At 69.6% G+C, this 13,992-nt stretch carries 11 protein-coding genes; 3 read left to right on the top strand and 8 right to left on the bottom strand.

Annotation, left to right across the window (positions count from 1 at the left end; translation table 11 throughout):
- Positions 1-34 precede the first annotated feature (34 nt).
- Positions 35-1,324, top strand: coding sequence for a tol-pal system YbgF family protein (locus ACIO6U_RS24695; RefSeq protein ID WP_401722304.1), 1,290 nt, complete (start codon positions 35-37; stop codon positions 1,322-1,324).
- 362 nt (positions 1,325-1,686) lie between these two features.
- Here the strand turns inward: ACIO6U_RS24695 and ACIO6U_RS24690 are convergent, their stop codons facing one another.
- The 6 genes from ACIO6U_RS24690 to ACIO6U_RS24665 form a co-directional block, all read right to left on the bottom strand.
- Positions 1,687-3,453 (bottom strand): thiamine pyrophosphate-binding protein, encoded by a 1,767-nt coding sequence (locus ACIO6U_RS24690; RefSeq protein ID WP_401722302.1) that lies wholly within the window; start codon positions 3,451-3,453, stop codon positions 1,687-1,689.
- On the bottom strand, positions 3,446-4,285 hold the full coding sequence (locus tag ACIO6U_RS24685; protein WP_355350266.1) for a hypothetical protein: 840 nt from the start codon (positions 4,283-4,285) through the stop codon (positions 3,446-3,448). The genes ACIO6U_RS24690 and ACIO6U_RS24685 overlap by 8 nt, the downstream gene beginning before the upstream one ends.
- Positions 4,278-5,039, bottom strand: coding sequence for a hypothetical protein (locus ACIO6U_RS24680; RefSeq protein WP_401722299.1), 762 nt, complete (start codon positions 5,037-5,039; stop codon positions 4,278-4,280). Before ACIO6U_RS24680 ends, ACIO6U_RS24685 begins: the two co-directional genes overlap by 8 nt.
- Positions 5,040-5,294: 255 nt before the next feature.
- Complete coding sequence (gene mdlC, locus ACIO6U_RS24675) at positions 5,295-6,848, bottom strand: benzoylformate decarboxylase (RefSeq protein WP_401722296.1); 1,554 nt, start codon at positions 6,846-6,848, stop codon at positions 5,295-5,297.
- Positions 6,839-7,528: a hypothetical protein gene (locus tag ACIO6U_RS24670; protein WP_401722293.1), complete on the bottom strand. Its 690-nt coding sequence runs from the start codon at positions 7,526-7,528 to the stop codon at positions 6,839-6,841. Before ACIO6U_RS24670 ends, mdlC begins: the two co-directional genes overlap by 10 nt.
- Positions 7,529-7,537: 9 nt before the next feature.
- The gene (locus tag ACIO6U_RS24665) at positions 7,538-8,581 is read right to left on the bottom strand and encodes a UbiA family prenyltransferase (RefSeq protein WP_401722290.1); all 1,044 of its coding nucleotides are present in this window, start codon (positions 8,579-8,581) and stop codon (positions 7,538-7,540) included.
- Between the two features lie 712 nt (positions 8,582-9,293).
- Between ACIO6U_RS24665 and ACIO6U_RS24660 the strand changes: the two genes are divergently transcribed.
- Positions 9,294-9,905: a flavin reductase family protein gene (locus ACIO6U_RS24660; protein ID WP_355350251.1), complete on the top strand. Its 612-nt coding sequence runs from the start codon at positions 9,294-9,296 to the stop codon at positions 9,903-9,905.
- Here ACIO6U_RS24660 and ACIO6U_RS24655 read toward each other — a convergent pair.
- On the bottom strand, positions 9,862-10,665 hold the full coding sequence (locus ACIO6U_RS24655) for a VTT domain-containing protein (protein ID WP_355350249.1): 804 nt from the start codon (positions 10,663-10,665) through the stop codon (positions 9,862-9,864). The two genes, ACIO6U_RS24660 and ACIO6U_RS24655, sit on opposite strands and share 44 nt — an antisense overlap.
- A gap of 168 nt (positions 10,666-10,833) precedes the next feature.
- The gene (locus tag ACIO6U_RS24650; RefSeq protein WP_401722286.1) at positions 10,834-12,069 is read right to left on the bottom strand and encodes an MFS transporter; all 1,236 of its coding nucleotides are present in this window, start codon (positions 12,067-12,069) and stop codon (positions 10,834-10,836) included.
- A 507-nt stretch (positions 12,070-12,576) separates the two neighbouring features.
- Between ACIO6U_RS24650 and tuf the strand changes: the two genes are divergently transcribed.
- Complete coding sequence (tuf, locus tag ACIO6U_RS24645) at positions 12,577-13,764, top strand: elongation factor Tu (protein ID WP_355350244.1); 1,188 nt, start codon at positions 12,577-12,579, stop codon at positions 13,762-13,764.
- Positions 13,765-13,992: the final 228 nt, after the last annotated feature.

Below are 13,992 nucleotides of genomic sequence, written 5' to 3'. Positions count from 1 at the left end.
GAGGGGATGCATCTCAGTGGGTCGATTGCCCAACATGCGGCTGCGAGCTCTCTTACGCGAGGCGAACATGACAGCCGGACATTTGTCCAGGGCCGTCAACCAGGCAGGCGGCGAAGTCGGCTTGGCCCTGCATTACGACCGTACGTCCGTCTCGCACTGGCTTTCCGGAACTCGTCCTCCGGAACCGGTGCCTTCCCTGGTGGCCGAGGTCCTCTCTCGCGCGCTGGGACGGCAGGTCACTGCTGCGGACACCGGCCTTCTGAACGGTAACGCTCCGGTCGCCACCCGCCAGTCGGACGACCTCGGCCTGTCCTTGGTGCGGCTGGCTCGCCCGCCCACGAGAGAACTCGCGGATTCCAGCGTCTACACGACCCTCCTTGAACTGGACGCGGCCGAGGGAAACTTCGCTGTACCACTGGCGCCATCAGTACCGCACGCCCGGGAGGCCGAGCCCACCTCGGTGTCGGCCACGGAGTTGATGCTTCCCGTCTTCGCCCGGATCGACACGGCTTTCGGCGGGGGAGCGGCCCGCCAAGCCCTATCCTCCTACTTGGCCGTCGACATCACGCCGCGGTTAGTCCTGAGGATGCCTCCGGGACGCCGCGACCGTTTTCTGCGCACCGCCTCGCGACTCACCTATCTCGCCGGGTACATGCACTTCGACGACAACATGAACGGAATAGGGCAGTCGTATTACCAGACTGCCGTCCGCATGGCGGCCGCGTCAGCGGACCTGCGCACTTATACGACCGTCCTGCGGGCGATGAGCATCCAAGCTCTGCATTTGGGCCATCGGTCTCTGGCACTGGACATCGCTGAGGCCGCAGCTCGGCACAACACAGACCTCCCGCCGGGGCAAGCCGTACTGCTTACCTCCCAGTGGGCACTCACCCTGGCGGCGAACGGCCAGCGCCGCAAGGCCTTCGCGGAACTGCGCCGGGCTGAACAGACCTTTGCCCGAGGCCCATTGAGCACGGGAACGATCGATGACTTCCACGCCGCCGCCTTCGCACACCAGAGCGCGGAGACATTCGCCTACGCGGGCGAGCCCGCCCGGGCCATCCGGGAACTTACCTCCTCGCTGAGGCAACGGCCTGCGGACGAACGCCGAGCACGTGCCCTGATCAATGCGCGGCTCGGCGGGCTGCAACTCGACCAAGGGCACCTCGAACAGGCATGCGCGGCCTGGCACCTCTTCCTTGATGACCAGGCCCACTTGCGGTCAGGTCGGATCGCCTCCGCGCTGGCTGAGATGCGGTCACGACTGCGGCCCTTCAGGCAGCAACCAGTAGCGCGAGAAGTCCTCAACCGGAGCCACTCATAGGCGTTCGCCAGCGGCGCCCCGCCGGCCGATTCACCGTAATGCCGAGCAGGTCGTCCGGAACGGGAAGGCCACGTCCAGCGGGAGCGCGAATGCGCTGAGGGCGGCGAGGAGATCGTCGTCGGATCCGGCGAGGACGGGTCCGATGTGGAGCTGGCGCTCCCAGGTCTACTTCGCGGTCGGCGGCTCGCCGGAACGGCCCTGCGGCCACTGCCCGGTTCCCGGAAACGCGGGTCGGATCCGCACACCGGCAGTGCGGCCGATACGGGCGGGCCGTTCTCGCCGACCCGCCGGCCGAGAACGCCGGCAGGGCGGGAAGGGGCGGGCGAACGGATCCAGGGGCCCCGAAGGGCGCGCTGCTGAAGTCAGTGACCAAGGCCGGCGGAGGGGACGTGTTTGAGCCCGGCGAAGCGTCGCTGAGTGGGAGCAAGTGCTTCGGGGTCGATCAATACGTCGACAACACATGGGCCCTGGACGGTTGCGGCTTCCCGCAGGGCGTCGTGCAGAGCCTCCGGGGCGGTGACGCGGATGCCGCGGGCACCGAGGGCTTCGGCGTACTGGGCGAAGTCGGTCATGGGGAGCGAGGAGTCGGCGTAAGGCAGGTCGAGAGCTCTCGTTCCCTGTTTGCACATACCGTAACTGGCGTCGTTGAGGACGATCCACACGACGGACGCGTTGTACTGGACTGCGGTGCTGACCTCGTTCTGCATCAGCATGGCCCCGTCTCCCACCAGGGCGACGGCGCGTCTGCCGGTGGCAAGGGCCGCGCCGACCGCTCCGCAGGCGAAGTGCCCCATGGAGCCCAGGTAGAGGTTGCTCACACGCCACTGCCCCGGGCGGGAGAAGCGCAGGTAGCGGTTCCCCCAGGCGAACGCGTTGCCGTTGTCCCCCATCACGAGGTCGCCCCGGTCGACGAACCGGCTCTGGATCTCGTGCAGGAGCCGGCGTGGGTGCACGAGGCGCTCTGTTCGCGGCGGTGGGGCTGAGGGAGTGTGCCCCGGTGCGGGGCCGCCGGTGTGATGCGTATTGGTGGGCGGCGCGCACATGGCGGGCGCCGCTTCCACGAGCGCGTACGCGAAGGCGGCGACGTCAGCCTCTACACGGATGAGCCGGTCGGCCGGGTAGACGTGAGGCAGGTCGTCGGGAGCGAGGTCGACCTGGATGAGCTGGGCTCGGGCGAGATACGCCTCGTCGTAGCAGGAGGCCCCGTCGCCAAGCCTGCTGCCCAGCGCGATCACGAAATCCGGGTCGTGGCGCCGCAGTGCGTCGGCGACCTCGGGATCGCCCCCCAGTCCGGTCACGCCCAGGTATCGGGGACCTGCCTCGGGGAAGATGCCCTTGCCGCGGGGAGTGGACATCACCGGCGCGTCGAGACGTTCGGAGAGTTCGGCGACGGCCGCTGCTGCCCGGCGCGCGCCCCAGCCGACCCACAGCGCGCACCGACCGGCGGCCAGCCGGGAGAGGAGCGCCTGGTCAAGAGCCGGTGTGTCCGCAGCGGTGGCACGCGGAGGAGCGGACAGCGGCACGGGAAGGTGACCGCGCTGGGCCGGAACGGTCAGGGCGAGATGGTGCACATAGCCGGTGGACCGGGCGAAGCCTGCCGCGCACGCCTCCCATACGCCGGCCAGAGATTGCGGGCTGTCGAGGATGGTGACTCCCTGGACCGTCTGGTTGGGCGTGTGCAGCGTCTGCGGTGGCAGGGACAGAGGGCTCGTTTCCTGGATGGGGAATCGGCCGACATAGGCAGGATCGGTGTAGCCGCTGATCAGCAGCACCTTCGCGCCCTCGTAACGCGCCGCCATCAAGCCGGTGAGACTGTTGGTCAGACCTGGTCCCGTGGTGACGAACACAGCGACCGGACGGTCGGCGGCGATGCTCGCCTCACATGCCGCGAAGAGGGCGCCTGTCTCGTGCCGGCAGTGATAGGTGGGGACGCCGGAGGCGGAGAGGGCATCCCACATGTAGACGATGCCTCCTCCGGAGACACCGAACGTCTCTTTGACACCCAGTGCCCGGAGCATCATCACCACGCCCTGCGCGAGTGTGGAGGCGGTGCCGTCCGGGGAGGCTGGGCGAAGGTCGGCCGGCCGTGCGGGGGCGGAGGCTTCTGCCTGGTCGGACACGTCAGCCACGGAAGGTCCTATCGTCGTGTTCGGCGTCGCGGTGGCGTGGACTCGTCCGGGGGGCGACTCCCCGGTAGCGCAGGGCGGAGTGCGGCAGAGAACGCAGGACAGGGGCCTGCTGTGCGGCGCCCTCGACGGCGTTGCCGATGAAGGACGGCTGAATGATCAGCATCATCATCACGGCAGCAGTGTCGGCCGCGAAGCCGAGGTCGAGCAGGACGGCGATGCCGAGGCCGCCGATGTTCACTGCCGTCTTCCTCCTCCGGGACAGCTCGGCCTCGACGTCGTAGACCAGCAACTGGTAGGTGCCGACCGGCCATTGGCGGACTCGGACGCACTGCTGGAATGCCAGCACACGTTCGTCCGCGGGTCGCAGCGGCACTCCGAAACCCGGCAGCCGGGGGTTGCGCTCCAGCAGTTCACCCACTGCGGTGGGCAGGCTCACCCCCTCCGCGGCACTCAGCCGGCTGCGCAGATCGAGCAGCATCTGTGCGCAGAGCCGGGAGGTGCCCGGGCCGGCCACACCTGTGGCGGCAAGGACGGACGCGGCGAACCCTGCCGTCGGATTGCCCCAGGACGCCGCGATGCGGCCCGCCTTGAGCGGCCAGATCCGCGGATCCGCGAGAGCGGACGACGCGGCGAGGTCGTCGAGCATCGAGCTCTCCGCGTCCGTCAGCTTGCGGTGCCCGAACACCAGCGACATCAGACTCCAGACGGACGTGGAACCGGCGAGGTCACCGGCGACCGCGTAACCGGCCAAGTGGTTGTCACCCCAGCCGAACCTGCCGATCGCTGTTCTGATCTCATCAACGTTCCTGGCTTCATCAAAGGTCTCAGCCATTGCCTTCGGACTCCGGGACATAGCGGACGGGTGGCAGGTTGATGGGGTAGCGCAGCATTTCGGTCGCCGAGTGGCGTAGTACCTCAGCGGTGACTGCGGGCAGTTGAGCCATGACGATCGAGGTGATCAGTTCCTGCGGATCCCGCAGTCCGCAGCAGAACAGCAGGGCCAGCGCGCCCGCCGTGACGGTCGGAACGAAGGATCTCGGGCCGGGAAGGAGGGTCTTCGCGTCGGCGGGTACGGCCTCCCAAGCGGCTTGGTCGTCCGGTGTGCTGGCGGCGTAGGCCGCGGGCGGCGTGTCCTCGGGACCCCTCAGCCACTCCAGCCACGCCGTGTGCTCGTCGAGCACCCCTTGAGCCGATTCGGCTAGCGTGATCGCCGCGACCGACAGCACCTGAGCCGGTGGGCACGCCGTAATGCGCGCCAGCAGTGCCGCATGCGCGCCCGCGTCGGTCAGCGGGACGGGCATCAGCAACGTCCACGCGGTCTCCATCGCGACGGCCTCCGACTCGGCAGGCAGTTCTCCGCGCCAGGCGAGGAATGCCAGTTCGGAGAAGCGATAGTGCCGCGCGAGGTCGCCGAAGACGCCGTAGCCGTGCATCCGCAGCGGCACGGAGGGATCGACGACATTGCAGGTCAGCCGAGAATCCCAGGAGGTGCGTTCGAGAGGCCCGGCCTCCCTGTAGGTGCGTCCGTCCGGGCTGTCGGTCGTGCTGCCTTCTGCTGACGTTGTCCCTGGTGAGTCCGACAACACAGCTCTACCATCCTCTCTCCAAGGAGTTCGGGATGCCGGTCGTATCGCGTGAAGCTCCCTCCCGGCGCTCTATTTCTGCCGCGGCGGTCTTCGGAGCCAGGATTCAGAAGACCATCAATGCACAGCCTCGGACGGGAGCGCCATGCGTCGCCCGAACCGGAGGCGTTGAATGTTCCGCGGCGTTGAACGTCCACGGCTCTCCTCCCCACCGCCGTTCGCGGGGTGGGGTCGCTCGGCTGGAGGAGGACCGGGTCGTCACAGGTCGGCGACGAGAACCTTCGGACGCTTTTCGGACACTGGATGGTGCAGTAGGGCGGGCAGGGCCGCGAGGTCGACGACCTGATGCGCGGTGGCTCCGTAGCCACGGGCCAAGGACAGGTGGTCCAAGCCCGGGATGGTCAGCCCAGGGACCATTTTTCGGCCGGTGAGCTGGGCGTACCAGTCCAGGACGGCGTAGCGATCGTTGCGCAGGACAAGGACGGTCAGCGGGAGCCGAAGAGCGGCGGCGGTCCATAGGGCGGTGATGGAGTACTGGGCCGATCCGTCGCCGATCACGGCGATTACCGGGCGGGTGGGGTCGGCGAGTTGGATGCCGACAGCTGCGGCGAGGCCGAAGCCGAGGCCGCCGTCGGGGCTGGTGTAGTAGCCGCCAGCGCGGCGGATGGTGACACGGTTCCAGAAGGTGTCGAGGGTGGAGGGGGACTCGTTGACGATGACGGTGTCGGGGGACAGGTGGGCCAGGCAGTCAAGGATCTGGTCGGCCCGGTCGGTGGGTGGAGCTGCGGCGGGGCGTCTCGGGACCAGGGGCCGGTGGCCGCCCGGGGCGGCCAGATCGGCCAGGGCGGTGAGGGTGAGGGCCGGATCGGCCAGTACGGCGTCACCTACCGGGGCGCGGGCGGCCTCGTCTGGATCGTCGGTGAGCAGGACCAGTTCACTGCCCGGGGGGATGAGGGGGCCGGGCAGGTCCAAGTAATGGCGGAAAACCGGGGCTCCGACGACCAGGATCAGGTCGTGTTCGGCGAGTGCCTGGCACAGGAGCGGCGCGGCGGGGCGGAGGACGCCCTGATAGTGGGGGTGGTCTTCGGGGAACGGACTGCGCCCTTGGGAAGGCGCAGTCCACACCGGTGTTCGGGTGCGTTCGGCAAGATGGACGGCGCTGGCGCGCCCCGCCTCGGAGTCCAGGCCGGAGCCCAGAACGAGCACGGGTCGTCTGGCCCGGTCGAGGCGGTCGGCCAGGGCGGCGAGGGTGCCAGGGGCGGGAACGGACCGGGCACTGATACAGCGGCCGGTGAGCGGGGCCGGGTCTTCGCCCTCGACGTCCCAGTCGTCCGCGGGCAGGGACAAGAACACCGGCCCTTGGGGAGGCTGCATCGCCAGGTGCCGGGCGCGGGCCAGGGCGGCCGGGACGTCCTGCGGGCGGGGCGGTTCGAAGGCCCACTTGACGGCCGGCCGGGGCAGCGTGGTGGCATCGGCGTTGGTGAGCAGCGCTTCCATGGTGACGAGGCGTCGGGTCTGCTGGCCGGCGGTGATGACCAGGGGCGCTCGGCCAGCCTTGGCTGCGAGGATGGCACCCATCGCGTTGCCGAGGCCAGGGCCGCTGTGGAGGTTCACCAGTGCCGGCCGACCTGTGGCCAGGGCATGGCCGTGGGCGGCATGGACGGCGACGGCTTCGTGCAGGGTCAGGACGTAGTTGAGGTCGCTGGGGAAGTCCTGCAGGAATCCGAGTTCGGTGGAGCCGGGGTTGCCGAAGATGGTCGTCATCCCCCATTGCCTGAGCATGTGGTGGACGATGTCGCGGATCACAGCCACTTGGCGGCCTCCTGACCGGGTAGCGCCTCGGCACCGGCACGGGCCGTTGGTACGCCGGCGCCCGCTGTCCTGCGGGAGCGGACGGCATCGCGCACGGCGAGAACGTAGAGCAGGTCGAACACGAAGATCGCGGCACACAGGAAGTGGATCAGCGAGGAGTCGCTGTAGGGGAGCCGGTAGAGGGAGAACGCCAGCGAGGCGGGGACCGTACCGAGCAGTTTGGTGACCGCGATTCCCAGGGACTGGCCGGCCAGGGTGCCGCGGTGGTGGAGCATGGTCAGGAACAGTACGGACATGGCCAGGTTCTGACCGAAGGCGGCGTAGGCCCCCCAACGGTCGCCGAGTTCGCTGCTCAGCAGCAGAACACTCAGATAGGTGGACGCCATGGTCAGGGCGAACATCGCGTAGAAGATTCCGCGTTTCAGGGAGGGGAACTGCGCAGGCCCGAACTTGAGGGCCTGGTACACCAGAATCAGGTCGACGCAGAACCAGACGACGGTGACGGGGCGCAGTAGGTGCGGGTAGGGGTGGACGAACGCGAAGATGAACTCCCAGGAGATGTTCGCGCACAGCGCTGCCAGTGGCATGCCGTAGACGCGGTCGCGGACGCCGTGCTGGATGATCTGGACGTAGGTCGCGGTCCAGCCGATTCCGGCGGCGACGACCAGGATTGCGAACACGGTTCACTCCTACGGGCTGGTGTGCTGTCCCTGCGTCGGACGAGCCGACCGGGTTTGTTCGTAGGCCGCGCGCATGCGTTGCTGGGTGAGCCCGCTCAGAGTGAGCAGCAGCGCGAGCGCTGGCAGGCACCACCAGCCGATGCCGATGGCGAGTACGGCGCTAGTGAGCACCAGGCGTTCCAGTACCAGCACCTCATGGCCACGCAGAGCAGTCGCCTGGTCCAGAGCTCCGCGGCGGCGGTGCAAGCGCCAAAATCCGAGCGCGCCCATGACGGTCGCGGCAGCTACGAGACTGCCGAACAGCAGGTGGTGCCTGGGCCTGGCAAGAAGTTCCACTGCCCACCCGATGGAGAGCGCCACCGAGTAGCTGGCTGCGGCCACAGTGAGAGCGGGCCCAGCGCCATAGCGCACGGGAAAGGTGCGATAGCCGCCGGACCGATCGCCGTCAATGTCGCGCAGAGTGCCAACCAGGTTCGAGGCGGTGTCATGAGACAGGAATGCGAGGGCGAGTGGGATGACGAGCCGCCAGTCCGGGTGGCCTGGCGGGGCGAGCGCCCCAAAGACGAATGCCGCCGCAGTCAGGCAGCCGCGGACCAGGTTTCCGGCCAGCCCTCGCGCTTTCAACGCGCCGCTGTACAGAAAAATCCCCGCACCGATCGCACCAGCGGGCAGGAGTTCGCGCGCACCCAGCACCACGGCGGTGCCACTGAAGGCCAGTAGCCCCAGTCCTGCGCTGGCGAGCGCGGCCTGCTCAGCGATGCGCCCGGATGGGATGGGGCGGCCTGGCTTGGCGTGGGCGTCCAGTTCACGGTCGAGGAAATCGCCTAGGTAGTGAGCGGCGATCCAGGCGGCGGTCGGTCCCAGCCAGGCACACACCAGGCGGGCAGGAGCGGCATCTCCGGTTAAGCAGGCTCCGGACAGCCCGACCAGTCCGGGATACCAGATGGTGTAGAGCCGCCACGTTTGCAGGTGCGCGACGCAGACCTGACGGTAGCGGAACAGGACGGCAGGCTCGATACGAAAACATTGAGAAGTCACGGCGGAGCGGGACATGTTGTGTCTCCCTCGGGGTGGCAGTACCGGACGTGCTGTCGGGCAGCGAGGTAATCCCGTATCAGCGCAACCGAGAACGCCGACGGACGACCTTTCTCAATCGTCCGGTGCCCTACGGCCACCAGCCTGCGGCCTTCTCTGTTCTCAGTAGTGGCGGCCGGTCCACCGGGAAGCCTTACACGATGATGGTGGCACTGGGCCGAGGAAATCGACCAGCTTTTTTTGTGACCCGCCTGTTGAAAGTTGGTCGCGTGTTGAAAGCCGCTTAGGCGGCGGCGAAAGCAACCAGTAAAGGTCAACCCGCCTCAAGGCGTTGCAGGCAATCGGCGCAAGTCTGGCCGGTGTTGGCCCTCTTTGTCGTGGACAGGTCGCGATGGTGAGCCCCTGGCCGAGGTTGCGCGGAACGGCGCGAAAACCGTTGCGGTCGGAGACCGGTCGCAGATTCGGGTGATCGGGGTCGGCGATCTGTTCGGTAGAAGGCGCCATCAGGCCGGGCCTTGACGCTCAGGGCCGGGCTACTGGAATGTCGGCTTGCATCACCAGGAACAGCATCCGAGGAACGGGGCGTCACCGGTATCGAGCTCGGCCAGGAAGAAGCTGTCGGGTTGCAGTGACGCTCAGAACTACGTGGATGATGTCATCGGCCTCCCATCTGAGAAGAAGCCGCGATCCGGCGTGGGGATCGGTGGGGGGCGCATGGATACTGAGGACCATGCGCATCGACATTGATCCCGGCCAGGTTGAACGGAACGTCTTCTACAAGCTTCTGACCTCGGTCGTTGTACCCCGGCCGATCGCCTGGGTGTCGACGACGTCGGCGGCGGGCACGGACAATCTGGCACCGCACAGCTTCTTCACGGTGGCGTGCGTGAGTCCGCCGGTGGTGCAGTTCACGTCGGTGGGGCGGAAGGACTCGGTGCGGAACATCGAGGAGACCGGGCAGTTCGTGGTGAGCCTGGCGCCGGAGCATCTGTTCGAGCAGATCAACGCGACGGCGACGGACTTCCCGCGCGGGACGAGTGAGTTCGACGCGGTGGGGATCGCGCGGGAGCCGAGCCTGAGGGTGAAGCCGCCGCGGGTGGCGGCCTCGCCGGTGGCGCTGGAGTGCGAGCTGCACAGCACGGTCCGGCTGGGGGACTCGACGGTGGTGTTCGGGCGCGTCGTGCACGCGGCCGTCTCGGAGGCGGTGATGGACGACGGGCACCCGGACGTACGGAAACTGCGCCCGCTGTCACGGCTGGGCAAGGACGAGTGGGGGACGCTCGGCGAGATCCTGGAGATCAAGCGGATTCCGCTGGCGGACTGGTCCGGTCCGGGGATGTGACCGCTTCGGCGACCGTCTCGGAGGAGTCCGAGGGCTCGGCGGAATCCGGGTCGGCCGCGCGCGCCGAGCGGGTGCGGCGGGCCACCATGGCCGCCGCCACACCCGTGACGCCCAGGAAACCGAGGGCCAGCAGGAAGACCGGCGAGGTCGGGGAGGCGGCGCGGCTGCCCGCGACCACGTAGGCGGCGGTGTTCGCCGCGCTGCCCGCCGCCGTGGCGGTGAGGAAGGGCAGCAGCCGGATACGGGAGACGGCCGCCGCGTAGTTGGCGGCGGCGAAGGGCACACCGGGGAAGAGCCGCAGCGCGAGTGTGCTGCGGAAGCCGTGCCTGCTGAGCTGCCGGTCGAGCGAGAGCGCGATCCGCCCGCGCAGGAAGGGCCGTACGGCGTCACGGCCGAGCAGCCGCCCGAGCAGAAACGCGAGACCCGCGCCCAGCACGGTCCCTGCTATGGCGGCGGGCAGCCCGGCGTGGATGCCGTACAGGGCCCCGGCGGCGGCGTTGAGCAGCGGTCGCGGGACAAACGCGACGGTGCACACGCCGTACGCGAGCGCGAAGAGGACGACCGCCATCGTGCCCGACGTACGCGGCAGGCCGTGCGTCAGCAGATGCTGCGGCTGCCACGCCAGTACGGCGGCCCCCGCGCCCGCCAACAGCAGGATCAGCAGCGCGAACCGCGCCCACGGGGAGAGCAGTACGCGCGAAAGACGGACGGCCGCCCCGTACGGAGCGGAGACCGGGACTCGCGGGAAGCGGTCGAGCATTCAGGCAGCGTAATCGAGACGGGCGGCAGATGGCGCCTGTCGATGTGCCCCACGGCGGGGGCAGGGCGCCGCGACACGTCTACGGCCGGGGACGGGTGCGTGGCGCACGTCGTACGGGCCGAGGGCGGAGTCCGGCGGAAGACCGTCGAACTCCGCGCGGCCCCCGCGTCACACCGTGTCCGCCACCGTCAACTCCCCGTCGCCCTCAGCCTTCTGAAGCTGCGGGCCGCTGCCGGTGACGACAGGGGAGGCGTCGTGGGGCGTGCGGCGGTCGAGGACGCCGGCGGTCACGGCGATGCCGAGTCCGGCGGCGGCGAGGACCGCGCCGACCAGGGCGGGGGAGGTCCAGCCCCAGCCGACCGAGATGGCGACGCCGCCGAGCCAGGCGCCGCCGGCGTTGGCGAGGTTGAACGCGGAGTGGTTGGAGGCGGAGGCCAGGGTCGGGGCCTGGCGGGCCTTGTTCATGACCAGCATCTGGATCGGCGTGGTGGTGAGGAAGCCGACGGCGCCGAGCACGACCACCCCGATCGGGGCGGCGACCTTGGACTCGGCCGCGTAGTGGAAGCCGAAGAGGACGACGGCCAGGGCGCCGAGCGAGAAGTACAGCGTCGGCCGCAGGGCCCGGTCGGTGAGGGGGCCCGCTGCGAGCGTGCCCAGCGTCATGCCGACGCCGAAGAGGGCGAGCAGCCACGTGACGGAGGAGTCGGCGTAGCCGGTGACCTCGGTCATCATCGACGCGAGATAGCTATAGACGGCGAAGATCCCGGCGAAGCCGAACACGGCGGTGAGCAGGCCGAGCAGCACCTGCGGCTCGCGCAGGGCGCGGAACTCCTGGGCTACTCCCACGTGTTCGTCGGTGGGCAGACGCGGGATCAGCAGCGCGAGCGAGCCCAGCGCGATCAGGCCGATCACGGACACCACGAGGAAGGTCGCGCGCCAGCCGAGACTCTGGCCGAGCGCGGTCGCGGCCGGCACGCCGACGATGTTGGCGATCGTCAGGCCGAGGAACATCGCGGCCACCGCCCGCGCCCTGCGGTCCTCGCTCACCATCCGGGCCGCGACGACGGCGCCGACACCGAAGAAGGCACCGTGCGGCAGGCCCGCCAGGAAGCGGCCCACGAGCAGGGTGCTGTAGCCGGGGGCCACGGCGGAGGCCGCGTTGCCGAGCGTGAAGAGCGCCATCAGCAGCAGGAGCATCCGCTTGCGCGGGACGCGGGAGCCGAGCGCGGTGAGCAGGGGCGCGCCGAGCACGACGCCGAGGGCGTAGGCGGAGACGAGATAGCCCGCGGTGGGCACCGATGTGCCCAGGTCGTCAGCGACGTTGGGCAGCAGGCCCATCATCACGAATTCGGTCGTGCCGATGCCGAAGGCGCTCACCGCCAGAGCGAGTATGGCCAGGGGCATGGAGCAGCATCCTTCTGAAGTGTTCGGGGTTCGGGGCCCGTGGGCGCCGGGTTCGTACGGGGAGGGTTCGTGCACGCCGGGTTCGTGCGGGCGGACATCATGAGTGCCGCGCTCGGGCTCGCGGCGGTGCCCGCCACCTTCTAAGTTCCTTCGCGGAACAAATTCTCGCACGCGGTTGCTTCGCATACGTCACCACCGGGTGAAGTCGTGTCGACCATCACGCCACGCCTCCCCGGAAGGCGACGGAAAACCTTTGGACGTACCACCGACCCGGCAGGGATGATCACCGCATGTTCCGGCTCACCTTCCTCGCAGACGCCACCGCAGCAGCGGTCGCGCCGACGAAGGCTGCCCGGAGCGCACGGGACACCTTCTTCGACGGCGCACGACGCTGACCCTCCCCGGACAGTCATCCGGCGGACCCCGCAGGGGGAGGGTCGGTCCGGCTCATGGGGTCCGGCCGCGTCAGACAACTCCGTCAGAGGAAGAGAAGAGACGACGTCCGTCATGTCCAAGCAGAACTACGTGCGCACCAAGCCACACCTCAACATCGGCACCATGGGTCACGTCGACCACGGCAAGACCACCCTCACCGCCGCCATCACCAAGGTCCTGGCCGACCGCGGGACCGGCACCTTCGTGCCGTTCGACCGGATCGACCGGGCCCCGGAGGAGGCGGCCCGCGGGATCACCATCACCATCGCGCACGTCGAGTACGAGACCGACACCCGGCACTACGCGCACGTGGACATGCCGGGGCACGCCGACTACGTGAAGAACATGATCACCGGCGCCGCGCAGCTCGACGGCGCGATCCTGGTCGTCTCCGCGCTCGACGGCGTGATGCCGCAGACCGCGGAGCACGTCCTGCTCGCCAAGCAGGTCGGTGTCCGGCACATCGTCGTCGCGCTGAACAAGGCGGACGCGGGGGACCCGGAGCTGGCCGACCTGGTCGAGCTGGAGGTGCGCGAACTGCTCACCGCCCACGGGTACCCGGGCGACACGCTGCCCGTCGTGCGCGTCTCCGGGCTGCGCGCGCTCGACGGCGACCCGCGGTGGACCGCCGCGATCGAGGCGCTGCTCGACGCGGTCGACACGCACGTGCCGGTCCCGGTGCGCTACACCGAGGCGCCGTTCCTGCTGTCGGTGGAGAACGTGCTCACCATCACCGGGCGCGGCACCGTCGTGACGGGCGCGGTCGAGCGAGGGACCGTACGGCCGGGCGACCGCGTCGAGGTGTACGGCGAGGGGCACGGCGACGGGCCGCTGGTGAGTGTGGTGACCGGTCTGGAGACCTTCGGCAAGCCGATGGAGTCCGCGCAGGCGGGTGACAACGTGGCGCTGCTGCTGCGCGGTGTGCAGCGCGCCCAGGTGCGGCGCGGCGACATCGTCGCGGCGCCGGACAGCGTGGCCACCCACACGCGGTTCACGGCGACGGTCTTCATGGTGCCCGCGGCCGAGGGCGGCCGGCACACGCCGGTCTCCACCGGCTACCGGCCGCAGTTCTACATCCGCACCGCGGACGTGGTCGGCGATGTCGACTTCGGCGGGCCGGGCGGCATGGCGCTGCCCGGCGACACCGCCGACATCAGCGTCGAGTTGGGCCGCCCGCTCCCGCTGGAGCCGGGTCTCGGCTTCGCGATCCGCGAGGGCGGGCGCACGGTCGGCGCGGGCACGGTCACCGCCGTGGGCTGAGCCGCCCACCCGGCGACCGCGCCCAACAGGGCCCGGCCGCAAGAGGGCTCGCCCATCGCGGCCCGGCCGCGACAGAACCCGGCCCCATCGACCCCCGAACAACCGGGGGAGGGCGGGGCCGGGCCGTGGGCGGGGGCCCCCGCCCCCGCCCGGGCGGCGCACGCCCCCCCCCCCCCCCCGCGGCAGCCCCCAGCCCCCGCCCCCGGCCAACGGCCCGCCCGCACACCC

This window comes from Streptomyces sp. NPDC087422 (genome assembly GCF_044744145.1).
GTDB lineage: Bacteria > Actinomycetota > Actinomycetes > Streptomycetales > Streptomycetaceae > Actinacidiphila.
This window is presented reverse-complemented; position numbering and strand designations above follow the sequence as displayed.